The sequence below is a fragment of the Streptomyces sp. CG 926 genome, from assembly GCF_003148825.1.
GTDB lineage: Bacteria > Actinomycetota > Actinomycetes > Streptomycetales > Streptomycetaceae > Streptomyces.
In genome coordinates this window covers 325,988-351,747 of record NZ_QGGZ01000004.1, presented here as the reverse complement: position 1 = coordinate 351,747, position 25,760 = coordinate 325,988, and the positions used below count along the sequence as shown (strand labels likewise).

The window sequence follows — 25,760 nt, the reverse complement described above, 5'->3', positions numbered from 1 at the left end:
TGGCACGGCCGCGCCGCGCGGGCGCGCCGGACGGATTCACTCCTCGGTCGGCAGCCAGCAGCCGTGCAGGCCGAGCGGGACGCGTACGGGGATACGGGCGCGGGCCACCGGGCCGGAGGCGGGATCCTCGGCGGGGATGACCAGGAACCAGCTCGACCCGTCGGTGCGGTCCGTGGCGAAGGTCAGCCAATGGCCACCCTCCTCGGAGCCGGGCTCGGGGGCGAAGACCGGCTCGCCCACGGAGAGGTTCCCGGCCGGCCAGACGCGCGAGGTGCCGGTCTCGCCGTCGTACCAGCGCACGGCGTCGTACTCACCGGGCAGCAGGTCCGTCCGCCCGGTATCGGTGGCCAGCGCCGTGTACCGGTGGCGCCTGCCGATACGGCGGTCGTCGACCCGCGGGAACTCCACCCGGGAGTCGTCGAGCGGGGTACGGGTCATGCTGCCGGCGGCCGGGTCGAGGCGCGCCCGTACCAGGCCGCCGCTGATCGGTTCGGCGTCCTCCTCGGGGCCACCGACGGTCAGCCTGCTCCACTGCACGTAGTCGAGGACCACCGGCGCGTCAGCGCCCGGGCCGTCGTCGTACGCGTTCACGGTGTGCCAGGACCAGAAGGCCTCGTCGGACGCCCAGCGCACCGGGCCGCCGTCGCGCGGGATCAGCGCCACCCGGGTGCCGCGTTCGGGGCGCCAGGCCAGGAAGGAGCCGCCGGCCATGGCCGCGCCGAGATCGAAGAAGGCCGGGGCGAGGACGAGGACGGCGTAGCGGCCGGTCAGGGCCATGTCGTGGATCATCATCGGCTCGTCCACCCCGTCGACCGGGGTGGGCCCGCGGCCGACCGTTCCGTCGCGATCGATGACGGACCAGGTCAGGTAGGGCGGCTCCAGCCCGTAGCAGAAGACGACCATCTCGCCCGTGACCGGGTCGATCTTCGGGTGGGCGGTGATGCCGGCGGGCAGGGCACCGTCGAAGTCCTCGCGGCCGAGCGTCGCCAGTTCGGCGTCGACCCGGAAGGGGCAGGACGATTCGGCGAGGGCCAGCAGGCGGCCGGCGTGCCGGACGACGTTGATGTCGGGAAGGTCCCGGAAGGTGCCGGCGAGTTCCGGTCCCACCTGGTCGGCGTCGGGCACGACCATCGATTCGAGGCCGCCCCACAGGGCCCGGCCGGCCCGTTCCTCGGCCAGCAGCGCGGGGGTACGGACGAATCGGTTGCGGTAGCGGGCCCGGCCACCGGAGACCCGTACGCCGTGCAGCATCCCGTCGCCGTCGATGGGATACAGGTACGAGCCGATCGGCGTGAACCGGGGATTGGGGCCGTTGCGGAGGTACAGGCCGTCCAGGGAGTCGGGCAGCTCGCCGGTCACCTCCAGGTCCGCGACGTCGACCTCCTCGGACACGGGTGCGAAGGCCCCCAGCAGATGGGGGACGCGGGTGGGGTCGAAGCGGGGTGACACGTAGGTGTTCACGGGGCCTCCCGGGTACGCGGTCCTCCGTGGGCGCGCTGGTACAGCACCTTCCAGTGAAACGCGGGTCGGGTGCGGGTGCCAGACGGCCTCGCGGGCCCTGGGCCGGCGCCGGCGCGGCTCCGGACCGGCCCCGGCGGCCTCGGACCGGCGTCACGGCCCGCCTCAGGCCGAGGTGAAGAGTTCCTCCTGCGCGCCGTCGAGGACGAAGCCGTTGTCGAAGCGGACGCGGAGCGTCACACGGACCTTCTGCTCCTGGAACGCGATCCACGCGGGTTCCAGGGAGGCGACCTGCTCCGCGAGTTGCTTCCTGCTCCCCTCGGGCATCTGATGGCCGAAGGAGTCGAGGAGCGACTTCAGGCGCTCGTACTCGCGGACGTCCGCGCCGCTGCGCGGCTGGTGCTCGTCCACCCGCTCGATCGTGCCCTCGGCGCCCGAGGCGAGCGCCAGGTACCCGGCGACGGGTTCCCCCGCCGCGGTGACCGAACCGGTCAGCGTGAGGTCCTCGGCCAATCTCACCCGGAGGCCTTCGTTCAACGTCATCGATCCTTCATCTCCCCGGTCGGTGCCCGAGCCTATCGGTGGCCGGCGCGCCCGCCCCGACCGGTACCGCTCGGTAGGAGAAACGCCGTCGGCCGGTCGTCAGGGGCGGGTCGACAGGTGGGCGGCGACGGCCTCGTGGGTCAGGTGCAGACCCGCCCGCAGGACGGCGTCGTGCCGGGTGGGATGGGCCGCGCGGTGGGCCAGGTCCAGGCCGCGGGCCCGGTCGAGGTCCGCGGCGCAGTCCTCGCCGCGCAGGGCGGCGTCCAGCGCGCGAGCGGTGGCGCGTACCAGCGGGGCGAGGTCACGCAGGGCGGGATCGCGGGGCCCGCCGGGGTCGGGACGCCCGCCCGGGACGGTGGTCCTGGCACGCTCCTCGAGCTCTTGGCCGAAGTACTGGAGGGTGAGGGAGCTCCGGGCGGCGAGCCGCAGCCGCTCCCCGAGCCCGTCGGGCGGGCGGCTCGGGGAGCGCAGGTGGAGCCGCTGGAGCCGCTGGAGCCCTGAGGGTCCCGGGGGTCGGGCGCGCCGGACGGCCCGGTCTTAGGACGCGAGGGCGGTCTGCGGGCGCCGCCACAGCTCCGCCTCCACCACGGGCACGGTGACGGTGGGCGGCCCGCCGCCGGCGAGCCGGGAGGCGACCGTGTCCAGGAACCCGTCGAGCTCGCCCCGGTACGCGTCGAGGCCGGCGGCGGCCTGCCGGTAGGGGTCCGGCGGCCACAGCAGGGGTCCCAGCAGTACGACGGCGGCGATGCCGACCGCGCTCTCCACCAGGCGGGCCCAGGCGTAGCCGGGAAGAGCGGTCGCGTAGATCACCAGTGCGGTGATCAGGACCTGCTGGTTGGGGGCGCCGCCCCGGTACATCAGGTACATGCCCGCGCAACCGCAGGCCAGTACGGCGAGGAAGGACGCCGAGGCGGCCACCGACGTCGAGGTCACCGAGGCGGTCGAGGGCGGCGGCAGCCAGTGCAGGACGAGCGTGGTCAGCGCCACGCCCACGACGACGCCGACGAGCCGGTCCCAGGCCAGGCGCGGGGCGGCGTACACGTCCTCGCGGAGGATCAGCACGGCCGGGAGGGCGGCCGGCACCGGGACCGTGCTCGTGCCCCACCAGAGGCAGAGGAACCAGGGCACCGCGGCGCACACGGCCAGGCGGGTGGCGGACCGCAGTCGGGCACGGGGCGGGGGGTTGTGCGGAACGGCGACCGAACCGGGCATGACGGACATCGTAGGCCTGTGAGTCCGGTCCACGTGGCTTCCGGCGGGCGCGGCCCGCCCGCCCCGCCCGGCCCGAGTCCGGGGGTGGCGGCGCCATCGACGGGACGGCCGCGCCCACCTATGATGCCGACGCGCCACGCACCTCGAACACTCATACCCACACCGGGTGATGACGGCTTCCGGGACCCGTACCGGAACCGCCGTTCTCTCCCGACGAGTTCGGAGGTCCTGTTGAGCAGATCCACGCGCACCTCACGCATCGCACGCGCCTCGCGCGGACCGGTCACGCTGGCCCTCGGCCTGACGGCCGTCCTCGCCGTGTCGGTCGGCCCGTCGGTCGCGGCCCCTCACGCCTCGACCGCCTCGACCGCCCCGGTGTCGCGTACGGCGGCGGCGGCCCCGGCCGTGGTCAACCCCGGCAACCAGGTCGACTACCAGTACGACCACGCCTCCTTACCGATGACCGCCACCGGCGGCACCTCTCCCTACACCTGGTCGGCGGCCAACCTGCCCACCGGCGCCTCGATCAACGCCTCGACCGGCCTGATCTCCGGCGTCCTGCGCGGCGCCGGCATCCGTACCGTCACCGTCACCGCGAGGGACGCCGCCGGTGCCACGGCCTCCGCCACCTTCACCTGGCGCGTGATCCGCGACGCCTGTCCGCGCTGCTGACCCATCGTCCGGCGCCACCACCCGGCGCCCACCACCCGGTGCCCCCGACCGCGACCACGGCCGGGGCGCCGGGATGCGAACCCCTCGGGCAGGATGTGCGGATGAGCACGACGGATCCGTTGGTGAGGGCGAGGGCACTGGCCGCCTCGGGCGGGCGGCGCGTCCTGGGCATCGCAGGGCCCCCGGGCGCCGGCAAGTCGACCCTGGCGGCCCGGCTCGCGGACGCGCTCGGGCCGGAGCGGGCCGTCGTGGTCCCCATGGACGGGTTCCACCTCGCCCAGGCCGAACTGGACCGGCTGGGCCGCGCCGACCGCAAGGGCGCCCCGGACACCTTCGACGCCGCGGGCTACGTCGCCCTGCTGCGCCGGCTGCGCGCGCCGCACAGGCCCGGGCCCATGCCCACGGTGTACGCGCCCGCCTTCGACCGCTCCCTGGAGGAGCCGATCGCGGGCAGCATCCCCGTACCCCCGGACGTGCCGCTGGTGATCACCGAGGGGAACTACCTGCTGCACGACGCGGGGGAGTGGGCCTCGGTACGCCCGCTGCTGGACGAGGCCTGGTACCTCGCCCCGTCCGAGGACCTGCGCCTGGAGCGGCTGATCGAGCGTCACGTCCGGCACGGCAAGGACCCCGCCTACGCGCGGGAGTGGGTGGCCCGCTCGGACGAGCTCAACGCGCGCCTCGTCGCCCTCGGCCGCCACCGCGCAGACCTCGTCCTCGACATCGGCTGATCACGGCCGACCCCGGCCGACCACGGATTACGGGACACGCCAGACGTTGGCGAACGCCGCGTTCTCGATGGACCGCCGCTGGCGTACTGCCTCCAGTTCCATCACGGCGTCGCCGACGACGGCCAGTACGGTCGTCACCGCTTCGTCGTCCGGGCCCGGCTCGTCGTCGGACCGCGGTTCGCCCACGCCCACGGCCGCGGCGAGAGAGGCCAGGACGGGCTCCTCCGACTCCCGGCGGCTCAGCGCCCGGCGGTGGGCGGGCGTGTCGGCCACCTCCAGGCGATCCGTGCCGAAGGGAAGCAGACCGCGCCGCCCCCGGGTCAGCTGACCGGCTTCCTCCAGGGCGGCCTGGTACGAGGCGGAGAGATCACGGCCGCGGCGCCACAGCCAGTCCTCGACCCGCTCGTACGGCGCCTGCCGTGTGAGCGCCGACGAGGCCTCGGTCAGGAGCTCGTCGTTCAGCTCGGACCGGTCGCCCGGGACGATGCGGTCGCCGTCCAGAACGGCGGCCTGTGCGTTGAGGAGATCGATCAGCTCGGCGCCGGCGAGGGCGAGCGACAGGTCACCCTGGCCGACCGGATGTTCCGGCTGCGGATCCATGGCGATGATGAACAGGTCTTTGGCCGTGCTCATGAACGGCTCCCCTCGAATGTCATCGGAAGTCGGATCCCGCTGATCACCTTCCTATGGTCGCACCAACGCCCGCCACGGCCCTCGGGTTCCCGAACATCGCCCGGACGGGCGCCTAGGAAGGTGTGTCCTCCAGCAGGGCCTGGCCTACGTAACCGCCCGGACGGACGCTGCCGGGCACCACGAACAGGGACGAGGCCTCGTGGACCAGGTAGCGGCCGAGGGCGTCGCCGCGGGCCAGGCGTCGCTGGACCGGGACGAAGCCGGTGCGCGGGTCGGACTGCCAGGCGACGAAGAGCATTCCGGCGTCCGGTGTGCCGTCGGGACGCAGGCCGTCGTAGTACGACCAGCCGCGGCGCAGCATCGTCGCGCCGCTGTTGCCGGTGGGTGCGGCCAGCCGGATGTGCGCGTTGTACGCGATCACCGGGACCCCGTCGGGGCGGTTGGCCGCGAGGTCCGGGGCGGTGTGTTCGGCGCCGCCGGTGAGCGGGGAGCCGTCGGCGGCGCGGCGTCCGACGGCCTGTTCCCGGTGTTCCAGGGGGAGGGTGTCCCAGTGGTCGAGGAGCATCCGGATCCGGCGGACCACCACGTACGAACCTCCGGCGAGCCAGGGTGGCGTACCCGGGGCGTTCACCAGGATCCGGTCCCGCGCGGCGGCGTCGGCGGGGGACGGGTTGGCCGTGCCGTCGAGCTGGCCCATGAGGTTGCGGTGCGTGGGCGCGGTGCGGCCGGGCACCGGCGCGGTGGTGAAACCGGACATCACCCAGCGGGTCTTCGCCTCGCCGTGCGCCAGTCGCTGCACGGTACGCAGGGCGTGCAGGCCGACGAGGGGGTCGTCGGCGGCGATCTGGACGAACAGGTCGCCGTCGCCGCGGGCCGGGTCGAGCCGGTCGTCGGGGAAGGCGGGCAGCGGCGCGAGTGCCTCGGGGCGGGCCGTGGCCAGGCCCACCCGGTCGAAGAAGCTCGCGCCGAAACCGAAGGTGAGGGTGAGTGAGGCGGGCCCGGAGCCCAGCGCGACGCCGGTGTCGGCGGCCCGGGAACCGGGCGGGCCGATCTCCTCACCGACCGGTTCGCCTCGGGTGAGGCGCTCGGCGGCGGTGCTCCAGCGCAACAGGAGCGCGGCGGCCCGGCCCCGGTCGGTCCGCACCCCGAAGTCGAAGGCGGCCAGGTGGGCGTGGGTCTGACGGGGGTGCAGGATCCCGGCCTGCTGCGGGCCGTGGAAGGGGACGGCGGCCCCGGCGCCGCCCGGCGCGGTCGGGGCCTCGCGCACGGCGGCCGCGACGAGGGCGCCGCCGCCCGCCACGGCCCCGAGCCCGGTGGCGCCGAGCAGCGCGCGCCGGGTCACGGACCGCCGGCGGCCGGGCGCTCCTGCTCCGGACGCTTCAGTGGGCACCGTCGACCACCGGATCGACGGTGCCGATCCACAGCTGGTTCAGTTCGGAGACGTAGCGACCGCCGCGGGTGTCCTGCGGGACGACCAGACGCGGGCCGGCCGCGTCCTCGAAGGCCGTCCCGTCCTCGGAAACGGCCAGCAGGATCGGGGACTTGGCGAATTCGGGATCGAGTTCGGCCCACGCGAAGACCGCGCGGTAGTCACCGCCGCCCGTGGCCGCGACGACCCCGCGCAGCTGCCCGTTCTTCTTGCTCTGGTCGAAGCGCGGCTGGGCCGCCTTCAGCACCTCGTGCAGCAGGACGCCCTGGTAGGTGTGCTTCTGGTTCCCCTTGGCGCTGATGAACTCCACCGAGGCCTCGGTCCGGGGCAGCGTGCGCAGGTCGGCCAGGGTGATGGTGTACGGCTTGTCGACCTCGCCGCCGATCCGTACCTCACCCGGCTTGATCGGGGCCGACGAGGCCTTGGGGGAGGCCGAGGTGGACACCGATGCCGGGGCGGACGAGGCGGCCGCCACCTTCGGGTCGTCGGCCGCGCCGCAGGAGGTGATCAGTAAGGCGGTGACGGCGGCGGCGCACACCTGTGCCACGCGGGTCCGCGCCCGGCCTGCGTACATCCGGCGGTCGTCGTTCTGCGTCATGCGGAACTCCTGATCAGCGACTGCCGTCCGCCGAGGCCAGATCGTTCGGCGCATCTGCAAGGGGAATCGGCGTACGGAAGGAAATTTGCCGCGTGAAACATACCTGAGAACTGTCAAACGCCAACAGCGTGGGAAAGGGATTCTGTTCGGGCATCCGTACCGCCGTCCGGCCTCATGTGGCATCGCACCAGGGGCCGTGTCACTCGGTGAGGGAACGAGGGGCCCGATGCGCCCCTCTTGTCTGATGCGCTACCCGCCGGTAGCGCCCGGACCGGGTGTCCGGACCGGGACGACGGAGAAGGTTCGCTGATTCATGGGTCTGACGAGTGGCACGCTCATGGCGGGCGTCGTGGTGTGCACGGCGCTGCTGTTCGCCCTGACGGTAGGGCTGTGGCCCCGGCTGGGGCGGCCCGGCGTCCGGTGGGTACTGGGGCGGGTCGGGCTGCTCGCGCTCGTGCAGTTGCTGGTGCTCGCCTCGGTCGGTGCCGCGGCCAACCGGACCTTCCTCCTCTACGACTCCTGGGCCGACCTCGCCGGGACGAAGAAGCACGCCCCGGCCGCCCCGGGCGGCGCCGCCGTGGAGGTGCTGGGCCGGCAGGCCCCGGAGGTGCCCGGTGGTCGGAACCCGCAGGTGGGCGGAGTGATCGAGAAGGTGACGATCCACGGCGAGCGGTCCCGGGCCGCCGCCGAGGCGTACGTGTACCTGCCGCCGGAGTACTTCGACAAGCGCGACGAGCAGCGCAGGTTCCCGGCGGCCGTCGTCCTCACGGGCTATCCGGGGATGGCCGAGAACCTCATCAAGAAGCTGCACTACCCGCGGCTGGCCTGGGGCCTGGCGAAGCAGAAGCGCATGCAGCCGATGATCCTGGTGATGACGCGGCCCACGATCGCCGCGCCCAACACCCAGTGCGTCGACGTCCCCGGGGGCCCGCAGAGCGAGGCCTTCTTCGGCGCCGATGTCGTCAAGGCGATCTCCGGCGCCTATCGCGTGGGCACCTCGCCGCGGAGTTGGGGCATCATCGGCGACTCCACCGGGGGCTACTGCGCCTTGAAGATGGCGGTGCAGCACCCGGAGGCGTACACGGTCGGCGTGGGCCTCTCGGCGGAGTACAGGCCCGAGATCGACAAGGACTCGGGTGATCTGTTCAAGGGGAACAAGGACGAGGAGAAACGATCCGACCTGCTGTGGCACCTGGACCACCGACCGCAGGGCAACTCCTCGTTCCTGGTGACCTCTTCGCTGCGGGGAGAGCCGAACTACGCGGAGACGCTGGAGTTCGTCCGCAAGGTGAAGGCGCCCGCGCACGTGTCCTCGATCATCCTCGACAGCGGCGGCCACAGCTTCAACACCTGGCTCCGGGAGATCCCGCCGGCGCTCGTCTGGGCGAGCGCGCGGCTCGGCGTCGAGTGAAGGCGATGACAGCCGGGTAGGGGGACGGGGCGGCGGGTGGAGGCGGGAGCGGTGGACGGGGCGGCGGGCTCCGGTCCGGGTGAGCCGCGTCTCACCTGACCCCCGCCGCTTGTCTATGCAACGAGTTGCATAGAAAGATCGGGGCATGGCGCTCGACCACGCGATCCTCGTCTCCCTGCTGGAGAAGCCGGGCTCCGGCTATGAGCTGGCCCGCCGGTTCGACCGGTCCATCGGCTACTTCTGGACCGCCACCCACCAGCAGATCTACCGCGTCCTGGGGCGCATGGAGGGCAACGGGCTGCTCGCCTCCCGAGAGGTCCCGCAGCAGGGTCGACCGGACAAGAAGGAGTACTCCGTCGCCGGCCCCGGCCGCGCCGCCCTCGCCGAGTGGCTGCACGAGCCGATCGAACCCGAGAGCCTGCGCCACGACCTCGCCGTCAAGATTCGCGGCGCGGCCTTCGACGATCCGGCCGCGTTGATCCACGAGGTCGAGCGGCACCACCGGGCGCACAGCGACCGACTGGCCCGCTATCTCGCCGGTGAACGGCGCGACTTCACCGGGCCCGACGCCCCCGCACCGCTCGACCCCGGCCAGGAGCTCCAGCACGTCGTCCTGCGCGGTGGCATCGCGTTCGAGCGGATGACGATCGCCTGGCTCGACGACGTACTCGCCACCCTCCACCGGCTCGGCGCCACCCCACCGACCGCCACCGCCTGAACGTCGCCCGGGCCTCGCCCGGAGCCCCTCGCGCCACGGCCGGCCCACCGCACCTCGTCGTACCCCGCCGCACCCCCACGCATGTGCCCGCCCCTCCCCGCCCCTCCTCCAACCCCTCGGAAGGTGAACCTCCATGGCAGACGCCCTGCTCTTCAACCCGAACACGTACGACCCGGCGCACTTCGACGCCGAGACCCGCAGGCTGCTGCGCGCCACCGTCGACTGGTTCGAGAGCCGCGGCAAGCGCCGGCTGATCGAGGACTACCGCTCCCGTGCCTGGCTCGCCGACTTCCTCGCCTTCTCCGCGAAGGAGGGCCTCTTCGCGACCTTCCTGACCCCGGACACCGCCGCCGGGGAGGGGGAGTCGGACAAGCGCTGGGACACCGCGCGGATCGCCGCCCTGAACGAGATCTTCGGCTTCTACGGCCTCGACTACTGGTACGCCTGGCAGGTCACCATCCTCGGCCTCGGCCCGGTCTGGCAGAGCGACAACGCCGACGCACGAGCCCGCGCCGCGCAGCTGCTCGCCGAGGGCGAGGTGTTCGCCTTCGGCCTGTCGGAGAAGACCCACGGCGCCGACATCTACTCCACCGACATGCTGCTGCGGCCGGACGACGAGGGCGCCGGCCCCGGCGGATTCCGCGCGAGCGGCTCCAAGTACTACATCGGCAACGGCAACGCCGCCGGCCTCGTCTCCGTCTTCGGTCGTCGCACCGACATCGAGGGCCCCGAGGGCTACGTCTTCTTCGCCGCCGACAGTCGCCACCCGGCGTACAACCTGGTGAAGAACGTCGTCGACTCCTCCAAGTACGTCAGCGAGTTCCGTCTCGACGAGTACCCGGTCCGCGCCGAGGACGTCCTGCACACCGGCAAGGCCGCCTTCGACGCCGCCCTGAACACCGTCAACGTCGGCAAGTTCAACCTCTGCACCGCCTCCATCGGCATCTGCGAGCACGCGATGTACGAGGCCGTCACCCACGCGCACAACCGGGTCCTCTACGGTCGCCCCGTCACCGCCTTCCCGCACGTGCGCCGGGAGCTGGCCGACGCCTACGTCCGCCTGGTCGGCATGAAGCTCTTCAGCGACCGCGCCGTCGACTACTTCCGCTCCGCCGGCCCGGACGACCGCCGCTACCTGCTGTTCAACCCGATGACGAAGATGAAGGTGACCACGGAGGGCGAGAAGGTCATCGACCTGATGTGGGACGTCATCGCCGCCAAGGGCTTCGAGAAGGACAACTACTTCGCGCAGGCGGCGATCGAGATCCGCGGACTGCCCAAGCTGGAGGGCACGGTCCACGTCAACCTCGCGCTGATCCTCAAGTTCATGCGCAACCACCTGCTGAACCCGGCCGAGTACCCGGCCGTTCCGACCCGCCTCGACGCGGCCGACGACGCCTTCCTGTTCCAGCAGGGCCCGGCCCGCGGCCTCGGCTCGGTGCAGTTCCACGACTGGCGGACCGCCTACGACGCGTACGCCGACGTGGCGAACGTGGCCCGGTTCCGCGAGCAGGCCGACGCCCTGTGCACCTTCGTGGCCACCGTCGCCCCGGACGAGGCGCAGAGCCGCGACCTCGACTTCCTCCTCTCCGTGGGCCAGCTGTTCGCGCTCGTCGTGTACGGACAGCTGATCCTGGAGCAGGCCCGTCTGACGGACCTGGACGGGTCGGTGCTCGACGAGCTGTTCTCCGTCCTGGTGCGCGACTTCTCGGGCCACGCGGTCGAGCTGTACGGCAAGGACTCCGCGACGGCGGCCCAGCAGGAGTGGGCGCTGGGCGCGGTCCGGCGTCCGGTCGTCGACGAGGAGCGGGCGGCGCGTGTCTGGGCGCGGGTCGAGGCGCTGTCCGGCACGTACGAGATGGCCCCGTAGGACCACGGCCCCGAGGTGGGACCGGCCCGGCACGGCGTCGCCGTGGCCGGGGCCGGTCCCTTCCGGGGGCTCAGGCCTGCGCGGTCGGGCGTACGACGATGTCGCCCACGTCGACACCGTCCGGCTGCTCGACGGCGAAGGCGATGGCGCGGGCCACCGCGTCCGGGGACAGCGCGGTCTCCATCATGCGGTCGATCCGGGCCCGGGCCTGCGGGTCCATGCGGTCCGTGAAGTCCGTACGGACGGCCCCCGGCGACACCACGGTCACGCGCAGACCGTCCCCGGCCTCCTGGCGCAGACCCTCGGAGATCGTGCGCACGGCGTTCTTGGTGCCCGCGTACACCGACTGGAGCGGCACGACGCGCAGTCCGGCGGTGGACACGGTGTTGACGAAGTGTCCGGAGCCCTGCTCGCGGAAGACGGGCAGCGCCGCGGCGATCCCGTAGAGGACGCCCTTGAGGTTGACGTCGATCATCTCCTCCCAGTCCTCGACACGCAGTTCGTCGAGCGGGGAGATGAGTCCGACCCCGGCATTGCTGACGAGGACGTCGAGCCTGCCGTACCGCTCCCGTGCCAGGCCGACGAGGCCGGACAGGTCGGCGCGCCGCGTCACGTCCGTACGGATCCAGGCGGCGTGACCGCCGGCCCGCTCGATCCGGGCGGCCAGCGCCTCCAGTCGTTCGGTGCGGCGTGCCCCGAGGACCACCTTGGCGCCGCGCTCGGCGAGCAGGAGGGCGGTCGCCTCGCCGATGCCGCTGCCGGCTCCGGTGACGGCGACGACCTTGCCTTCGATTCCCGACATACCGGGATCCCTTCGGAAGAGGAACGGGCAGGCCGAAGCCATGCCCTAGAGTGAAAGTGGAGGCGCCGCCACTTCAACCGACAGTAAGTGGAGGAGCCTCCACTTAGCAAGTGAGGAGCGAGGGAGCCACTGATGGCGGCAGACGCAGGACGCCCGTTGAGAGCCGACGCGCAGCGCAACCGGGACAAGATCCTGGCCGCCGCGGTGCGCGTGTTCACCGAGCAGGGGTTGGAGGCGCACTTCGAGCGCATCGCCAAGGAAGCCGGCGTGGGTACCGGCACCCTCTACCGCAACTTCCCCACCAAGGAAGCCCTCATCGAGGCGGCCTATCGGAACGAGGTCGCCCGACTGTGCGACTCCGTCCCCACCCTGCTGGAGACCCTGCCGCCGTACGAGGCCCTGCGCGCCTGGACGCGCCGCTTCATCGACTACGCCACCGCCAAGATGGGCATGGCCGACGCGATGCGAGCCGTCCTCGCCGCGGGGAGCGACCCGTACGCCGAGAGCCGCCGGCTGATCCAGGACGCCCTCACGTCCCTCATGGACGCCTGCACCGCCGCGGGCGCGATCCGGACCGACATCAGCTCCACCGACATGTTCGCCGCTCTCGCCGGCATCGCCCTCACCTCGGCCGGCCCGGACCGACGGGACCAGGCCGAACGCCTTCTCGACCTCAGCCTGGACGGACTGCGCCTCCCGCTGGTGCGGCGGGGCGCGGGGGAAATCGTCGAGTAGCCCCGAGGGGCCCCGAGCCCCCGGGGGTCGGGGGCTCGGGAGGGCGGCGACCGCTCAGGCCAGTGTGTCCGCCAGCAGCTTCGCGGTTCTGGCGATCAGGGTGTTGTCGCGCGGCGCCGTCGCCTCCGGCATCGTCGACAGGATGGCCAGGACCATCGGCGGGCGTCCCGGCGGCCAGGCGATGCCCACGTTGTTGTTCGTCCCGTACGAACCGGCGCCCGTCTTGTCCGCCACCGCCCAGTCCTTCGGCAGGCCGGCCCGCAGACGGTCGCCGCTGGTGGTGTTGGACAGCAGCCACCGGTTCAGCCGCTCCCGGTCCCCGGAGTCCAGCGCGTCGCCGATCGTCAGGCGGGCGTAGGTCCGCCCGATCGCGCGGGGGCTCGTCGTGTCGGTCACCCGCGAGGGCTCCGCCGAATTCAGCGCGGGCTCCCATCGGTCGAGCCGGGTCGTGCGGTCGCCCAGCGAGCGGCAGAAGCGGGTGATCGCGGTGGGGCCGTCGAGCTCGCGCAGCAGCAGGTTTCCGGCCGTGTTGTCGCTCTGGGCGATGGCGGCGGAGCAGAGTTCCGCCACCGTCAGGCCGTTCGCGATGTTCTCGGGCTTCTCGGTGATCGACCCGCCGCCCGCGTCCGTGACGTCCTGCGGCGTGTAGTGGATGCGCTTGGCGAGATGCGCGCCGTCGTGGTCGAGGTCCCGCAGCACGGCCGCCGCCGCGAGCGTCTTGAACACCGAGCACATGGGGAACAGTTCGTCGGCCCGGTGGACCACCGTCCGGCCGGTGGCGGTGTCCAGCGCGTACACCCCCAACCGTGCCCCGTACTCGCGCTCCAGCGCGCGCAGCCCGGCCACCGGGGACGCGGCACTCGCCGTGCCCACCGGCAGCGCGACGGCGAGTGCCGCCCCCGCTCCCACGGTCAGTAATGCGCGTCGGGACGTTGATGCGTCCGGGGTCCTCACGTCAGGTCCTCCTCTTCCTGGCCGGTCATGTGCCCTCGAAGACGTCATACGTGATCAATTCGGTTCCCGAGCGAATGGTGTACCGATGGGGTGTACTAGCGGTGCACCCCACTGGTCTGTACCGTGAGTGCATGACTCCACTCCCTCGATTCCGTCGACTGCCGGCCGAGCGTCAGGAGGCGATCCTCACCGTCGCCCGCGCGCACTTCGCCGAGCACGGCCCCGCGTCCGCCTCGTACAACAAGATCATCGAAGCGGCGGGCTTCTCCAAGACCGCCGCCTACCAGTACTTCGACGGCCGCGAGGACCTCCTCGGCGCGGTTCTCGACGATGTCCTCGACCGCCTCCTCGGGGTGCTCGGGTCATGGACCCCGGCCCGCGACGAGGTCGACTTCTGGGCGCGGCTGGAAGCCGGATCACACGCCCTGGTCGCGCACCTGAGCACCCACCCGGACGATCTGGCCCTCGCCGACGCCGCCGTCGGGCGGGCCCAGGGCGGTGTCTGGCTCGGCTGGTTCGGAGCCGTGGTGGAGGACGGGCAGCGGCTCGGTCTCATCCGGACGGACGTGGCCCCGGCCCTGCTGGCGGCCGCGACCGCGGCCGTGATGCGGGCGGCCGACGCATGGGCGCTGACCGCGCTGCGCACGGCGCCCCCGGAGGGGTCGGCGACGCAGGCGGTGCCCGGGAGCGAGCAGGTCTGGAGCCTGCTGCGCGGGCTGTGGAGCGGCGGAACGGACGGAGGGGGCGGACGTGCGCACTGATCTGGAGATCCGCTGGGAGATACCGCCCACCTCGCCGGGACCCCTGGGCCGCCTGGAGCGGTTCATGGGGCCGGGCAAGTCCCGCTCCGAGTCGGCGACGGAGCTGCTCGGCGCGGGCGGATGCGCGGCGCTGCTCGCCGCCGGCGTGTGGTCCTCGGGGATCCACCGCGAGTGGAACGGGCTCCAGTTGGCCGTGGTGGTGCTGATCGGCCTCGATCTGCTCGGGGGGATCCTCACCAACGCGACGAACTCCGCCAAGCGTTGGTACCACCGTCAGGACCCCGGGGCCCGGCGAGCCCGCCTGTTCTTCGTCGGCGCGCACGTGCTGCACCTCGCCGCCATGGGCCTGCTGGTGCTCGGCGGGGACCGCACCTGGATCCTGGGGAACGCCGCACTGCTGCTCACTGCCGCCGTGGTAGTGGAGTTCACCGCCGTGCATCTCAAGCGCCCGGCCGCCATGACCGGTTACTCCGCCGCCGTCGTGGTCAACCTGTTCTGGCTGCCCGTGCCCACCGCCCTCGCCTGGTTCGCTCCGCTCTTCTTCCTGAAGCTCCTCGTGTGCCACCTCGTACCGGAGGCGCCGCTCGAACGGCGGCGTGATGTCTGAGCCCGCCGAGGGCCGCTACGACGCGGCCCCGCCGCCCGGCCCGTGCGCGACCGTGCTCGCCGCCGCCTTCGCCCGGGAACCCGCCATGACGTGGATCTCGGGCGGATCGGACCGGGTGCGGCAGGCGTGGTTCACCACCACACTGCGGACGCACGCCACGCTCCCGGGAGCCCGCCGCGTCCTGCTCGCCGACCGGCACGGCCGGCCCGTCGCCGCCGCCGTCCTCACCCCGCCGGCCGCCACCCCCTCGGGTGCGGCCCGGGCGGCCTGGGCGGCCCGCACCCTGGCCGGTTGCGGCCCGCGCGCCCTGCTGCGAACGATGCGCTACCTGCACGCCGCCGAGGCCGAAACCCCGCCCCCTGCCTGGACCCTGGAGTTCATCGGCGTGGAGCCCGCGGCGGCGGGACGGGGCGTCGGAGGGCGGCTCCTCGACCGCCTGCTCGCCACGACTCCCGCGCCCGGTGGCGTCTTCCTCACCACCGCCGACGAGGCGAACGTACGGCTCTATCACCGCTTCGGCTTCACCACCCTGCGGCGCCTGACGACAGGTCCGCTGGAGGTGACCGCGATGTGGCGGCCGGACGCGTCCGAGCGGACACGCCCCGACACGTCGGGGTGACCGCGGGGACCGACCGTCGCATCGCTTTTCGGCCGCGTTCGTGAATAAGGCCGAATATCGTTCATAACCCCGGCAAACCACCTGCGCTGCAAGATCACCGCATCGAAGTAATGCCAACGGTTTTCAGGCTCAACTGGGTGTACCGAGCGTTACTGTTCCCCCGGATCTGTACGGATTCCCGGATATTCGCCCCCCTTTTTCCTCGTTCCTCGGTGACGCGCGCATCCGCGGTCCACCACCCTTACGAAGGAGAGCTCGCCCGATGACCGTTGACACCAGCCCGGAAGCCCAGCTGGAGCCGCCGCGGCAGTCCAGCCTGAGCACGGCGGCTGCCCGCAACCTTGCCAGCACGACCAAGTCCGCCCCGCAGATGCAGGAGATCACCTCCCGCTGGCTGCTGCGGATGCTCCCCTGGGTCGAGACCAAGGGCGGCACCTACCGGGTCAACCGCCGGCTGACGTACACCGTGGGCGACGGCACCATCGAGTTCGTCCAGGACGGAGCGAACGTCCGGGTGATCCCGCGCGAGCTCGGCGAACTGGCCCTGCTGCGCGGCTTCGACGACGACGACGTGCTGACCGCGATCGCCGGCCGGTGCGTCCAGCGCGACTTCCGGGCCGGCGAGGTGATCGTCGAGCGCGGTACCCCCGCCGACCAGATCCACCTCATCGCCCACGGCCGGATCAGCCAGACCTCCGTCGGCAAGTACGGCGACGACGTCGCCGTCGCTGTACTCGCCGACGGCGACCGGTTCGGCGAGAACGCCCTGCTGGACGCCGACGCCACCTGGGACTACACGGCCACCGCCGAGACCCCCGGCATCCTGCTCACCCTCTCCCGTGGCGACTTCGCCTCCGTGCTCGCCGCGGCGCCGCAACTCCAGGACCACATCGCCCGGTTCAGCTCGCTCCCGCAGCAGCGACAGAACCGGCACGGCGAGGCCGAGATCGCGATGTCCGCCGGCCACACCGGTGAGGCGGACCTGCCCGGCGCCTTCGTCGACTACGAGCTCAAGCCCCGCGAGTACGAACTCTCCATCGCGCAGACCGTGCTGCGGATCCACACCAGGGTCGCCGACCTCTACAACGGCCCGCACAACCAGACCGAGGAACAGCTCAGGCTCACCATCGAGGCGCTGCGCGAGCGCCAGGAGCACGAGCTGATCAACAACCGGGACTTCGGGCTGCTCCACAACGCCGCCTTCAAGCAGCGGATCCAGACCCACTCCGGCCCGCCGACCCCGGACGACCTCGACGAGCTGCTCTGCCGCCGCCGCGGGTCCAAGTTCTTCCTCGCCCACCCCCGGACGATCGCCGCGATCGGGCGCGAGTTCAACGCCCGCGGCCTCTACCCGGACCACGTCGACGTCGGCGGGCAGTCGGTCCCGGCCTGGCGCGGCGTCCCGATCCTGCCGTGCAACAAGATCCCGATCAGCAAGGAGAACACCAGCTCCGTTCTCGTCATGCGAACCGGCGAGGACAACCAGGGCGTCATCGGTCTGCGCCAGACCGGCCTGCCGGAGGAGTACGAGCCGGGCCTCTCGGTGCGCTTCATGGGCATCAGCGAGCAGGCGATCATCTCCTACCTGGTCACCACCTACTTCTCCGCCGCCATCCTGGTGCCCGACGCGCTCGGCGTGCTGGAGAACGTGCAGATCGCCCGCAGGCGGGACTAAGAGGACCTGCCCGACGGCCGTGACGGCCAGGACACCCGCCTGTCCTGGCCCGCCGAACACGCCCGGGATCCGGGACGACCCACTGACCTCTCCAAGGAGTTACGGATGCCCGATCCTGGGCCTTCCCCTCTGCAGTCGAGCCTGCCCGCAGCCGTGGCGTCCTTCGGGGCGCACGTTCTCGCAAGTACCCTCGCCGCCGGCGCCGAACCCGTCGCGGGCGTCGCGCCCGTGGAGCCCTCTCCACCGGCCCTGCCGGTCCTGCCGACGGGGCACCCCGTACCGACACCCGCAGTCGTATCCGTCCCCGTACCCGACGAGGGTGCGGCCGTGGCCGCCGCGCCGCAGGCGAGTGCCGCCCTCGAACGGATCCTGCGCGGGCCCAGCGGTCTGGGTACGACGAGCCTGCACTGGGGGCGGAGCGACGCCCCCGCGGTCGCCGCGGCCCCCGACGCCCCCGCCCCGACCGGGGGCCGTCCGATCCCGGGCCTGTACCACCACCCGGTGCCGGAGCCCGATCCGGTGCGGGTGGAGGAGCTCGGTCGCCGGATCAAGGCCTGGGCCCTGGACGAGGTATCGCTCTACCCGGAGGACTGGGAGGACCAGTTCGACGGCTTCTCCGTCGGGCGCTACATGGTCGCCTGCCACCCGGACGCCCCCAGCGTCGACCACCTGATGCTGGCCACCCGGCTGATGGTCGCCGAGAACGCGGTCGACGACTGCTACTGCGAGGACCACGGCGGCTCGCCCGTCGGCCTCGGCGGCCGTCTGCTGCTGGCGCACACCGCTCTGGACCCCCTCCACACGACGAAGGAGTACGCGCCGGACTGGGAGGAGTCACTCCTCTCGGACGCCCCCCGGCGCGCGTACCGGTCCGCCATGGAGTACTTCCTCCAGGCGACCACCCCCTCACAGGCCGACCGGTACCGGCACGACATGGCCCGGCTGCACATGGGCTATCTCGCCGAAGGGGCCTGGGCGCAGACGGAGTACGTGCCCGAGGTGTGGGAGTACCTGGCGATGCGTCAGTTCAACAACTTCCGCCCCTGCCCCACCATCACCGACTCCGTCGGCGGCTACGAGCTACCGGCGGACCTCCACGCGCAGCCCGCCATGCAACGGGTGATCGCGCTGGCCGGCAATGCCACCACGATCGTCAACGATCTGTACTCCTACACCAAGGAACTGGCCAGTCCGGGACGGCACTTGAACCTGCCGGTGGTGATCGCCGAACGCGAGGGCCACTCCGAGCGGGAGGCCTACCTGAAGGCCGTCGAGGTCCACAACGACCTGATGCGCGACTTCGAGGCCGCGGCCGCCGAACTGGCCGTCACCTGCCCCGTTCCGAGCGTGCAGCGCTTCCTGCGCGGGGTGGCCGTGTGGGTCGACGGCAACCACTACTGGCATCAGACCAACACCTATCGCTACAGCTTGCCCGATTTCTGGTAAAGATGGGAATTGTTCATGACTAGCATCGATCTCACCACCGCCGGCACCTCCTCCGTGTTCATCCCGGGCCCGGCGACTCCCTACCAGGGGGACATCGCCCGTTACTGGGACCACGAGGCCAGGCCCGTGAACCTTCGACTCGGCGATGTCGACGGCCTTTACCACCACCACTACGGCATCGGCGCCATCGACCACGCCGCCCTCGGCGACACCGAGGACAGCGCATACGAGAAGAAGCTGATCGCCGAGCTCCACCGGCTGGAGTCGGCCCAGGCCGAACTCCTCCTCGAGCACCTCGGCTCCATCGGGCGCGACGACACCCTCGTCGACGCGGGCTGCGGCCGCGGCGGTTCGATGGTCATGGCCCACCAGCGCTTCGGATGCAAGGTCGAGGGCGTCACCCTGTCGGCCAAGCAGGCCGACTTCGCCAACCAGCGGGCCCAGGAACTCGGCATCGAGGACCACGTCCGGGCCCGTGTCTGCAACATGCTCGGCACGCCGTTCGAGACCGGGCAGGCCGCCGGCTCGTGGAACAACGAGTCGAGCATGTACGTCGACCTGCACGACCTCTTCGCGGAGCACTCGCGCGTGCTCCAGGTCGGCGGCCGGTACGTGACCATCACCGGCTGCTGGAACCCGCGTTACGGCCAGCCCTCGAAGTGGGTCTCCCAGATCAACGCGCACTTCGAGTGCAACATCCACTCGCGCCGCGAGTACCTGCGGGCGATGGCCGACAACCGGCTGGTCCCGCAGGCCGTCATCGACCTGACCCCCGACACCCTGCCCTACTGGGAGCTGCGGGCCACGTCCTCCCTGGTCACGGGCATCGAGGAGGCGTTCATCGAGTCCTACAAGGACGGCTCCTTCCAGTACGTGCTGATCGCGGCCGACCGCGTCTGACCGAGTGCCGCGCGAGGGGCCGGGACCGTCGTCCGACGGACCCGGCCCCTTCGCGTCACGCCGGGGCGCACACACCGGTGCTCCGACGCGGCGGCGTGCGTACGGGGCGAAGGTCAGTCCACGAGCACACCGGGGTTGAGGATGCCCCGCGGATCGAGGGCTCCCTTCGCGGCCCGCAGGGCCAGGGCGAAGGGCTCGGGACGCTGACGGTCGTAGCCCGGGCGGTGGTCCCGACCGACGGCGTGGTGGTGGGTGATGGTGGCCCGGTGGCGGTGCAGGACCTCGCTCGCGACGGCCTTGAGGTCGTCCCAGACGGCGACTTCGTCACCGGCCCGGCCGGCGGCCAGTACGGTGAAGTAGGGCGCCGCGCCGTCCGGATACACGTGTGTCAGACGGCAGTTGACGGTCGCGGGGAAGCCGGTGGCCTTGACCGCCGCCTCGCCGACCTCCCTGCGTACCTCGTCGATCAGGTCGGGGATCCGGTCCCAGGTGGCCGCCGTCTCGAAGGTCTCCGCGACCGCGCCCATCCTGGCCAGGCCGTCGCGGAGGTAGGGCATCCGTAGGAACGCCGAGCGCCAGGCGCTCACCGCCGCGTCGCCGTCCGGCCCGTCCTCCCGGCCGCCTGCCCCGCCCGTTCCCTCGTACCGGCCGCCGTGCGAGCGGGCCAGCGCGAGGGCCCGATCGAGCCGGGCGGTGACCGGTTCGTCCGCCGACTCGAACCCGAGGACCAGTACGGAGCTGCCGTCGTGCGCCGCGCCCGACAGCGCGGCCTCACCGGAGTCCAGCAGGCGGCAGTTGGCGGGGGAGAGGTCGGACTGCGCGAGGGCGCGCACCGCCCGCAGGGCGCTGCGGAAATCCGTGAACGCGACCGCGGCCGACGCCTTGTGGCGCGGGCGTTCCTGTAGGCGCACCCATGCCTCGGTGATGACGCCTAGGGCTCCTTCGGAGCCCAGGAACAGGCGGTCGGGGGAGGGGCCCGCCCCGGAGGCGGGCAACCGCCAGGAGCTGCTGATGCCGGCCGGGGTCACGACGCGCAGCGACTGGACGAAGTCGTCGATGTGCGTGCGGCCCGTGGCGTAGTGGCCGCCGGCCCGGGTGGCGAGCCAGCCGCCCAGCGTGGAGAACTCGAAGCTCTGCGGGAAGTGCCGCAGGGTGAGGCCGTGGGGCCGCAGCTGGTCCTCCAGGCTCGGCCCGAGCGTGCCGGCCTGGATGCGTGCCGCCCGGCCCTCGTTGTCGACCTCCAGCACGCGGCCCATTGCCGTCAGGTCCAGGGACATGACGGCCCGGTGGGCGTCGCCGCGGTACTCCACGCCGCCGGTGACCGAGGAGCCCCCGCCGTACGGGACGACGGCGACCTGCCGCTCGCCGGCCCAGTCCAACAGATCGGCCACGCCCTGGTCGTCGGTGGGGCGGGCGACGAGGTCGGGGATGCGGCCCGGGTTTCCGCGCAGGGCGCGCACCACGTCGCGGTAGGCCTTGCCCATGGAGTGCGCGGCACGGTCCGCGGGATCCACGCCGACCAGATGGGCGAGGCTGCGCGGGGGTTCGACGGCGGGGTGGGGGATCGCGAGGTCGCGGACGCGGGGCACGGGGAGCGGACGGCTCAGGGTGCCGGGGAGCAGGGCGCCCATCGCGGTGCATTCCGCGTCGTCGGGATGCGCGTCCGCCCAGCCCCACCCCCACCATGAGCGGGTTCGGGAGGTGGGCTGCATCGGCTGCGGGGTGGTGCCGGCCATGGCGGCGCTCCTGGGATCGATGGAACTTACCTTGAGGTAAATTACCTACTGATAATATCGGCGCATGGCAACCCCCTCCTCGCATTCCGCCAAGGCCGGTACCAAGGGAGTCCCGCGTCAGCATCGCCGCCGGCAGATGCTGGAGGCGGCCACGGAGGAGTTCGGTACGCACGGCTACGCGGCGGCGTCGCTCCCCGCCATCGCCGCCCGCGTGGGCGTCACCAAGACGCTGCTGCACCAGTACTTCGGCACCAAGGAAGAGCTGTACGTGGCCTGTCTGGTCCCGGTCGGGGACCGGCTGCTGGACACCATCCGCGCGGCGATGGGTGAGGGCGGGGCGGCGCCGCACACGCCGCTGCGCGTGCTCCACAGCATCTTCACCGCCCTGGAGGGGCAGCGGGAGGCGTGGTTCGTGCTCTACGACACCACCCTGCCGTCCGGCGGTGAGGCCGAGCGCCGGGCCTCGGAGTACTGGTCGGCCATCGACCGGCTCGCCGCCGGAGGCACCGCGGACCTGCTGCGCGCGGCCGGATCCACCGACCCGCTGGACGCCGACGCGCTCAAGTACGTCTGGCGGGACCTGGTCGCCACCCTCGTCCGCTGGTGGGTCAAGCACCCGGAGCAGACCCCGCAGGCCATGACGCGTCGCTGTGCCCGGCTCTTCGCGGCCGCCGCCACCCTCGGCACCGACGGGCACCTCGGCTGACGGCCCGGAGCCGGCAGCGCTGCCGGTGCCTTGTCGGAGTGCGTTGTCGGAGCGCACCGCTACGGTCGGTCCATGAGGGCTACTGGAACGTTCACCGTCAAAGCGTTCGTCCCGACCGAGCTGAAGCCGGAACCCGCCGTCCCCACCGGGCTCCCCGTGGGCGTCGCGACCATGGAGAAGTCGTTCGAGGGTGAGATCGTCGGCCGCGCGGCGACCCTGTTCACCGCCGCGTTCGACCAAGGGACCGGCGTCGGCACCTATGTCGCCATGGAGTCCTTCGAAGGCTCACTGCACGGCCTGGACGGGGCCTTCAACTTCGTGCACTCGGCGACCACGTCCGGCAGCGATCGCACCGCGGAGTTCTTCACCATCGTGCCGTCCAGCGGGATCGGCGCACTGGCGGGAATCTCGGGTGCCGGGGGCATGGCGGTCGATGCCGACGGCACCCATCGGATCTGGTTCGACTACCAGCTCGGCTGAGCGTGGCGCGCGGCGACGCCGGAGCGCATGCCGGACTACCTGGTGCGCTCCTGCTCGGCCTGCGCCGCCTTCGCGGCCTTGAGCTTGCGCCACACGGTGCCCAACGCCTCCAGGTCCCGCTCGTCGAGGAGCTCGGTGAAGACGGGGGCCAGGGCTTCGCGCCGGGTGGTGTCGGCCTCGGCGAACACGGTGCGTCCCGCCTCCGTGAGGGAGACCTCGACCGACCGGGCGTCGCGCGCCGAGGGCGTGCGGGTCACCAGGCCCCTGGCCTGCAGGGCGTCCACGACGCGGGAGACCTGGCTGCGGCTGAGCAGGGTGCTGTTGCCGAGTACGGAAGCGGGCACCGGCTCGGGGCTGGAGGCCAGCCACAGCATGACCTCGAACCAGGACACGGGGAGGTCGTGGGACTTGACCAGGGCCCGGTCGACGCGATCGGTCATGACCGTTCCGGCCCACACCAGCCCGTAGAAGGCGTAGTCGGCCGCCGGCATCTCGGCTTCGGTGAGCTTCTTCGGCATGTCGGCAGTCTAGAGCTTGCGTGCGCACGCACATAATTTTATAGTGTGTGTGCACGCACATAAATCCCCCCATGAAAGGCCCCGCCATGTCGACCACCTCCGCCTCCACCGCCTCCACCCGCACCGTTCTGATCACCGGCACTTCCTCCGGTATCGGCCTCGCCGCCGCGATCGCCGCCGCCGGGGCGGGCTGGCGTACGGTCGCCACCCTGCGCGACACCGGCCGCGCCGACGCCCTGCGCAAGGCCGCCGTCGAGGCGGGCGTCGAGATCGACATCCGACAGCTCGACGTCGTCGACGAGGCCTCCGTCGCCGCCGCCGTGGAAGGCGTCATCGCCGACTACGGCCGACTGGACGCCGTCGTCAACAACGCCGGCGCCGGCCACGTGGGCACCCTGGAGCTCGAATCCGTCGCGGACGTCCGCGAGGTCATGGAAGTCAACTTCTTCGGTGTACTGAACGTCTCCAAGGCCGCGCTGCCGCACCTGCGCGCCACCGGCGGCCGGCTGATCACGGTCACCAGTGTCGGCGGCGTCATCGGTCAGCCCTTCAACGAGGCCTACTGCGCCGCGAAGTTCGCCGTGGAGGGATACATGGAGAGCCTGGCCCCCGTCGCGGGCGCCGTCGGTGTGAGCGTCTCCGTCATCGAGCCCGGCGCCGTCGCGACGGAGTTCGTGAACAACATCGGCCTCGACCTCGAAGCCCGGATCGCCGCCGCCGGCCCGTACTCCGACGCCCTGCGCCACTACGTCGAGCGCACCGTCGGCCAGTTCCTGAACGGCGCGCAGACCCCGGCCGGAGCGGCCGAGTCCGTCATGGAGGCGCTCACGGTCGATCGCCCCGCCTTCCGTATCCAGACCTCCCAGTGGGCCCGTGACTTCACGGGGAACAAGCTGGTCGACCAGGACGGCTCGGCGGTCGTCGGCATGACCGGAGCCTGGGTCGCCTGATCCGCCGCGAGCGGCCCGCCCGGAATCGGGTCATGATGGCCTGAGGCGGACGAGTCCCTCGCGCGGCCCCCGGGCCGCGCGGCGGCCGCCCCGGTCGGGAGGTGACCTGCGGGCATGGACGAATCACGCAAGGCCTGGTTCATGATCGGCACCGTCATCGCCGTCATCCTCCTGGACCTCCTGGCCATCATCCTGATGAACGTCCTCGGGTGATCCCCGCCTGAAGGCCGGCCGGCCGCGACCGACGCGCTACGGCAGGATCAGGTACGCGCATCGGTGCGCCCGGGCGGGCGCACCATGACGATGTCGATCGGGCCCTGTGCTTCCACCGCGAATCCGTGGCGCTCGTAGAGCCGACGGGCCGCACTGCCCTGCAAGACGTGCAAACCCACCGCCACTCCTTGCGCGTCCGTCCGTACGCATGACCGTGGCCCGCAGCTCCGCGATCACTTCGGTGTCCGTCGCCGCGGCGGGACGCGGTATCCGGCCCCCACCGCCCCCCGAGAGCTCGCCCCCAGGGCGGGCTCGTCCTGCGCGGTGTTCCGTCGTCAGGGCCCGCGTCGGTCGAGGAAGACGTCCCGCCCCGCCCTGACATTCCATCAATTTCTGTTGTGTACAAGGGCTTTCCGGTCCTTCGGTACGCAAGGCACGGAGTCTGCCCGGCCTCTTGCCGTGCCGCCCCGGTTCGCGAATGATGCTCGCGGCGTGTCGGTCGACGGTGTTCCGTCGCGATGCGTCCGCCACCCTCGCACCCGGTCGGCCAGGAGGCCCGTTTTGCGGACGAACCGTCATATCCGGCGATCGATGGTGGTCGTCGGTGCCGCCCTCGCGGTGGTCGTCGCCGTTCCCCAGGTGGCCTTCGCGGCGCCGCCCCCGGCGCTCCCCGGTAAGGCCGAAGCGATCGAGTCGACCTACCAGCCCGCCTACGACTACGACACCGACGGCTGTTACCCGACACCCGCCATCAGCGCGAGCGGAGTCCTGAACGGCGGGCTGAAGCCCACCGGCGCTCTCAACGGCAGCTGCCGGGACGCCTCGGACCTCGCCAACACCAACGGCTACTCCCGCTGGAAGTGCAACAACGGCTGGTGCGCCGTCATCTACGCGCTGTACTTCGAGAAGGACCAGGCCCTGCCCGGCATCGAGCTCGGCGGCCACCGTCACGACTGGGAGCACGTGGTCGTGTGGATCCAGGGCAACGAGGCCAAGTACGTCGCGACCTCGGCCCACGGGGACTTCAACATCCACGCTCGCGACCAGATCCGCTGGGACGGCACCCACCCCAAGATCGTCTACCACAAGGACGGCATCGGCACGCACTGCTTCCGCGCCGCGAACACCAACGACGAGCCGCCCGAGAACCACCGCGGCACCTGGCAGTTCCCCACGCTCGTGGGGTGGTCGGGCTACCCGGCGACCGTGCGCGACAAGCTCACCCAGGCCGATTTCGGCAGCGCGCACTTCGGCCTGAGGGACGACTCCTTCGCCTCCCACCTGGCGGAGGCGAAACCGGCCGGCATCCCCTTCGACCCGTACCAGTAGCGCCCGGCGCCGGGCACCCGGCACGGCCACGGACACCGGCCCCGCATTCGGCGG

General features: G+C 72.0%; 27 protein-coding genes and 1 pseudogene. 17 read left to right on the top strand and 11 right to left on the bottom strand.

What is annotated here, in order from left to right:
* Positions 1–36 precede the first annotated feature (36 nt).
* Together BCL76_RS13770 and BCL76_RS13765 are read right to left on the bottom strand one after the other, a co-directional pair.
* A complete protein-coding gene (locus BCL76_RS13770) occupies positions 37–1,461 on the bottom strand; it encodes a carotenoid oxygenase family protein (RefSeq protein ID WP_375137912.1) in 1,425 nt (474 codons plus the stop codon).
* A gap of 162 nt (positions 1,462–1,623) precedes the next feature.
* Entirely contained in the window at positions 1,624–2,001 is a 378-nt protein-coding gene (locus BCL76_RS13765; RefSeq protein WP_109779761.1) for a hypothetical protein, read from the bottom strand.
* Between the two features lie 117 nt (positions 2,002–2,118).
* Between BCL76_RS13765 and BCL76_RS13760 the strand changes: the two genes are divergently transcribed.
* Complete coding sequence (locus BCL76_RS13760) at positions 2,119–2,502, top strand: hypothetical protein (protein ID WP_109779760.1); 384 nt, start codon at positions 2,119–2,121, stop codon at positions 2,500–2,502.
* Positions 2,503–2,538: 36 nt separating this feature from the next.
* Here the strand turns inward: BCL76_RS13760 and BCL76_RS13755 are convergent, their stop codons facing one another.
* Positions 2,539–3,213, bottom strand: a complete 675-nt coding sequence (locus BCL76_RS13755) for a hypothetical protein (protein ID WP_146228372.1) — start codon at positions 3,211–3,213, stop codon at positions 2,539–2,541.
* A gap of 231 nt (positions 3,214–3,444) precedes the next feature.
* On the opposite strand from BCL76_RS13755, the gene BCL76_RS13750 reads away from it, so the two are divergent.
* Entirely contained in the window at positions 3,445–3,885 is a 441-nt protein-coding gene (locus tag BCL76_RS13750; protein ID WP_258309623.1) for an Ig domain-containing protein, read from the top strand.
* Between the two features lie 101 nt (positions 3,886–3,986).
* Positions 3,987–4,616 (top strand): nucleoside/nucleotide kinase family protein, encoded by a 630-nt coding sequence (locus tag BCL76_RS13745; protein ID WP_109779757.1) that lies wholly within the window; start codon positions 3,987–3,989, stop codon positions 4,614–4,616.
* Between the two features lie 27 nt (positions 4,617–4,643).
* Here the strand turns inward: BCL76_RS13745 and BCL76_RS13740 are convergent, their stop codons facing one another.
* The 3 genes from BCL76_RS13740 to BCL76_RS13730 all read right to left on the bottom strand — a co-directional run bounded on the left by BCL76_RS13740 (position 4,644) and on the right by BCL76_RS13730 (position 7,276).
* Positions 4,644–5,249, bottom strand: coding sequence for a GOLPH3/VPS74 family protein (locus BCL76_RS13740; RefSeq protein ID WP_109779756.1), 606 nt, complete (start codon positions 5,247–5,249; stop codon positions 4,644–4,646).
* Positions 5,250–5,361: 112 nt separating this feature from the next.
* Positions 5,362–6,639 carry a Dyp-type peroxidase gene (locus BCL76_RS13735; RefSeq protein WP_258309622.1) on the bottom strand — a complete coding sequence of 426 codons (1,278 nt, stop codon included), beginning with the start codon at positions 6,637–6,639 and terminating at the stop codon, positions 5,362–5,364.
* Complete coding sequence (locus BCL76_RS13730; protein WP_181382540.1) at positions 6,629–7,276, bottom strand: molybdopterin-dependent oxidoreductase; 648 nt, start codon at positions 7,274–7,276, stop codon at positions 6,629–6,631. Before BCL76_RS13730 ends, BCL76_RS13735 begins: the two co-directional genes overlap by 11 nt.
* 313 nt (positions 7,277–7,589) lie before the next feature.
* On the opposite strand from BCL76_RS13730, the gene BCL76_RS13725 reads away from it, so the two are divergent.
* The 3 genes from BCL76_RS13725 to BCL76_RS13715 all read left to right on the top strand — a co-directional run bounded on the left by BCL76_RS13725 (position 7,590) and on the right by BCL76_RS13715 (position 11,275).
* Positions 7,590–8,687: an alpha/beta hydrolase gene (locus BCL76_RS13725; RefSeq protein ID WP_109779753.1), complete on the top strand. Its 1,098-nt coding sequence runs from the start codon at positions 7,590–7,592 to the stop codon at positions 8,685–8,687.
* 145 nt (positions 8,688–8,832) lie between these two features.
* On the top strand, positions 8,833–9,405 hold the full coding sequence (locus BCL76_RS13720; protein ID WP_109779752.1) for a PadR family transcriptional regulator: 573 nt from the start codon (positions 8,833–8,835) through the stop codon (positions 9,403–9,405).
* Between the two features lie 133 nt (positions 9,406–9,538).
* A complete protein-coding gene (locus tag BCL76_RS13715) occupies positions 9,539–11,275 on the top strand; it encodes an acyl-CoA dehydrogenase family protein (protein ID WP_109779751.1) in 1,737 nt (578 codons plus the stop codon).
* Between the two features lie 70 nt (positions 11,276–11,345).
* On the opposite strand, the gene BCL76_RS13710 is transcribed toward BCL76_RS13715, so the two are convergent.
* Positions 11,346–12,077: an SDR family oxidoreductase gene (locus BCL76_RS13710; RefSeq protein WP_109779750.1), complete on the bottom strand. Its 732-nt coding sequence runs from the start codon at positions 12,075–12,077 to the stop codon at positions 11,346–11,348.
* A gap of 132 nt (positions 12,078–12,209) precedes the next feature.
* Between BCL76_RS13710 and BCL76_RS13705 the strand changes: the two genes are divergently transcribed.
* Entirely contained in the window at positions 12,210–12,812 is a 603-nt protein-coding gene (locus tag BCL76_RS13705; RefSeq protein ID WP_109779749.1) for a TetR/AcrR family transcriptional regulator, read from the top strand.
* A 54-nt stretch (positions 12,813–12,866) separates the two neighbouring features.
* Here BCL76_RS13705 and bla read toward each other — a convergent pair whose 3' ends face one another.
* Positions 12,867–13,766, bottom strand: a complete 900-nt coding sequence (bla, locus tag BCL76_RS13700) for a class A beta-lactamase (RefSeq protein ID WP_258309621.1) — start codon at positions 13,764–13,766, stop codon at positions 12,867–12,869.
* A 131-nt stretch (positions 13,767–13,897) separates the two neighbouring features.
* Between bla and BCL76_RS13695 the strand changes: the two genes are divergently transcribed.
* From BCL76_RS13695 to BCL76_RS13670, 6 genes are all read left to right on the top strand, one after another.
* Positions 13,898–14,527 (top strand): TetR/AcrR family transcriptional regulator, encoded by a 630-nt coding sequence (locus BCL76_RS13695; protein ID WP_219933944.1) that lies wholly within the window; start codon positions 13,898–13,900, stop codon positions 14,525–14,527.
* Positions 14,517–15,134, top strand: a complete 618-nt coding sequence (locus BCL76_RS13690; RefSeq protein WP_109779747.1) for a hypothetical protein — start codon at positions 14,517–14,519, stop codon at positions 15,132–15,134. The genes BCL76_RS13695 and BCL76_RS13690 overlap by 11 nt, the downstream gene beginning before the upstream one ends.
* Positions 15,127–15,753, top strand: a complete 627-nt coding sequence (locus BCL76_RS13685) for a GNAT family N-acetyltransferase (RefSeq protein ID WP_109779746.1) — start codon at positions 15,127–15,129, stop codon at positions 15,751–15,753. The genes BCL76_RS13690 and BCL76_RS13685 overlap by 8 nt, the downstream gene beginning before the upstream one ends.
* 262 nt (positions 15,754–16,015) lie before the next feature.
* The gene (locus BCL76_RS13680) at positions 16,016–17,428 is read left to right on the top strand and encodes a family 2B encapsulin nanocompartment shell protein (protein WP_109779745.1); all 1,413 of its coding nucleotides are present in this window, start codon (positions 16,016–16,018) and stop codon (positions 17,426–17,428) included.
* Positions 17,429–17,533: 105 nt separating this feature from the next.
* On the top strand, positions 17,534–18,874 hold the full coding sequence (locus BCL76_RS13675) for a family 2 encapsulin nanocompartment cargo protein terpene cyclase (RefSeq protein WP_109779744.1): 1,341 nt from the start codon (positions 17,534–17,536) through the stop codon (positions 18,872–18,874).
* 15 nt (positions 18,875–18,889) lie between these two features.
* Positions 18,890–19,774, top strand: coding sequence for a geranyl diphosphate 2-C-methyltransferase (locus BCL76_RS13670; protein ID WP_109779743.1), 885 nt, complete (start codon positions 18,890–18,892; stop codon positions 19,772–19,774).
* Positions 19,775–19,887: 113 nt separating this feature from the next.
* On the opposite strand, the gene BCL76_RS13665 is transcribed toward BCL76_RS13670, so the two are convergent.
* Positions 19,888–21,510, bottom strand: a complete 1,623-nt coding sequence (locus tag BCL76_RS13665) for an FAD-binding oxidoreductase (RefSeq protein ID WP_109779742.1) — start codon at positions 21,508–21,510, stop codon at positions 19,888–19,890.
* Positions 21,511–21,574: 64 nt separating this feature from the next.
* On the opposite strand from BCL76_RS13665, the gene BCL76_RS13660 reads away from it, so the two are divergent.
* Together BCL76_RS13660 and BCL76_RS13655 are read left to right on the top strand one after the other, a co-directional pair.
* A complete protein-coding gene (locus BCL76_RS13660; protein WP_109779741.1) occupies positions 21,575–22,216 on the top strand; it encodes a TetR/AcrR family transcriptional regulator in 642 nt (213 codons plus the stop codon).
* A gap of 72 nt (positions 22,217–22,288) precedes the next feature.
* On the top strand, positions 22,289–22,696 hold the full coding sequence (locus BCL76_RS13655) for a DUF3224 domain-containing protein (RefSeq protein WP_109779740.1): 408 nt from the start codon (positions 22,289–22,291) through the stop codon (positions 22,694–22,696).
* A gap of 35 nt (positions 22,697–22,731) precedes the next feature.
* On the opposite strand, the gene BCL76_RS13650 is transcribed toward BCL76_RS13655, so the two are convergent.
* Positions 22,732–23,214 carry a MarR family winged helix-turn-helix transcriptional regulator gene (locus BCL76_RS13650; RefSeq protein WP_109779739.1) on the bottom strand — a complete coding sequence of 161 codons (483 nt, stop codon included), beginning with the start codon at positions 23,212–23,214 and terminating at the stop codon, positions 22,732–22,734.
* Positions 23,215–23,300: 86 nt separating this feature from the next.
* On the opposite strand from BCL76_RS13650, the gene BCL76_RS13645 reads away from it, so the two are divergent.
* Positions 23,301–24,164, top strand: coding sequence for an SDR family NAD(P)-dependent oxidoreductase (locus tag BCL76_RS13645; RefSeq protein ID WP_109779738.1), 864 nt, complete (start codon positions 23,301–23,303; stop codon positions 24,162–24,164).
* Positions 24,165–24,424: 260 nt separating this feature from the next.
* On the opposite strand, the pseudogene BCL76_RS13640 reads toward BCL76_RS13645, so the two are convergent.
* A pseudogene (locus BCL76_RS13640) lies at positions 24,425–24,580 on the bottom strand (GNAT family N-acetyltransferase); the annotation flags it as partial.
* A gap of 388 nt (positions 24,581–24,968) precedes the next feature.
* Here BCL76_RS13640 and BCL76_RS13635 point away from each other — a divergent pair.
* Positions 24,969–25,706, top strand: coding sequence for an NPP1 family protein (locus BCL76_RS13635; protein WP_109779737.1), 738 nt, complete (start codon positions 24,969–24,971; stop codon positions 25,704–25,706).
* Positions 25,707–25,760: the final 54 nt, after the last annotated feature.

Bases quoted from the DNA above. Each gene is read 5' to 3' on its own strand.
- BCL76_RS13645 (WP_109779738.1), top strand. From the start codon at position 23,301: ATGTCGACCACCTCCGCCTCCACCGCCTCCACCCGCACCGTTCTGATC.
- BCL76_RS13670 (WP_109779743.1), top strand. From the start codon at position 18,890: ATGACTAGCATCGATCTCACCACCGCCGGCACCTCCTCCGTGTTCATC.
- BCL76_RS13675 (WP_109779744.1), top strand. From the start codon at position 17,534: ATGCCCGATCCTGGGCCTTCCCCTCTGCAGTCGAGCCTGCCCGCAGCC.
- BCL76_RS13720 (WP_109779752.1), top strand. From the start codon at position 8,833: ATGGCGCTCGACCACGCGATCCTCGTCTCCCTGCTGGAGAAGCCGGGC.
- BCL76_RS13660 (WP_109779741.1), top strand. From the start codon at position 21,575: ATGGCAACCCCCTCCTCGCATTCCGCCAAGGCCGGTACCAAGGGAGTC.
- BCL76_RS13665 (WP_109779742.1), bottom strand. From the start codon at position 21,510: ATGGCCGGCACCACCCCGCAGCCGATGCAGCCCACCTCCCGAACCCGC.
- BCL76_RS13655 (WP_109779740.1), top strand. From the start codon at position 22,289: ATGAGGGCTACTGGAACGTTCACCGTCAAAGCGTTCGTCCCGACCGAG.
- BCL76_RS13755 (WP_146228372.1), bottom strand. From the start codon at position 3,213: ATGCCCGGTTCGGTCGCCGTTCCGCACAACCCCCCGCCCCGTGCCCGA.
- BCL76_RS13715 (WP_109779751.1), top strand. From the start codon at position 9,539: ATGGCAGACGCCCTGCTCTTCAACCCGAACACGTACGACCCGGCGCAC.
- BCL76_RS13650 (WP_109779739.1), bottom strand. From the start codon at position 23,214: ATGCCGAAGAAGCTCACCGAAGCCGAGATGCCGGCGGCCGACTACGCC.
- BCL76_RS13745 (WP_109779757.1), top strand. From the start codon at position 3,987: ATGAGCACGACGGATCCGTTGGTGAGGGCGAGGGCACTGGCCGCCTCG.
- BCL76_RS13685 (WP_109779746.1), top strand. From the start codon at position 15,127: ATGTCTGAGCCCGCCGAGGGCCGCTACGACGCGGCCCCGCCGCCCGGC.
- BCL76_RS13635 (WP_109779737.1), top strand. From the start codon at position 24,969: ATGGTGGTCGTCGGTGCCGCCCTCGCGGTGGTCGTCGCCGTTCCCCAG.
- BCL76_RS13725 (WP_109779753.1), top strand. From the start codon at position 7,590: ATGGGTCTGACGAGTGGCACGCTCATGGCGGGCGTCGTGGTGTGCACG.
- BCL76_RS13705 (WP_109779749.1), top strand. From the start codon at position 12,210: ATGGCGGCAGACGCAGGACGCCCGTTGAGAGCCGACGCGCAGCGCAAC.
- BCL76_RS13680 (WP_109779745.1), top strand. From the start codon at position 16,016: ATGACCGTTGACACCAGCCCGGAAGCCCAGCTGGAGCCGCCGCGGCAG.
- BCL76_RS13695 (WP_219933944.1), top strand. From the start codon at position 13,898: ATGACTCCACTCCCTCGATTCCGTCGACTGCCGGCCGAGCGTCAGGAG.
- BCL76_RS13740 (WP_109779756.1), bottom strand. From the start codon at position 5,249: ATGAGCACGGCCAAAGACCTGTTCATCATCGCCATGGATCCGCAGCCG.
- BCL76_RS13765 (WP_109779761.1), bottom strand. From the start codon at position 2,001: ATGACGTTGAACGAAGGCCTCCGGGTGAGATTGGCCGAGGACCTCACG.
- BCL76_RS13730 (WP_181382540.1), bottom strand. From the start codon at position 7,276: ATGACGCAGAACGACGACCGCCGGATGTACGCAGGCCGGGCGCGGACC.
- BCL76_RS13710 (WP_109779750.1), bottom strand. From the start codon at position 12,077: ATGTCGGGAATCGAAGGCAAGGTCGTCGCCGTCACCGGAGCCGGCAGC.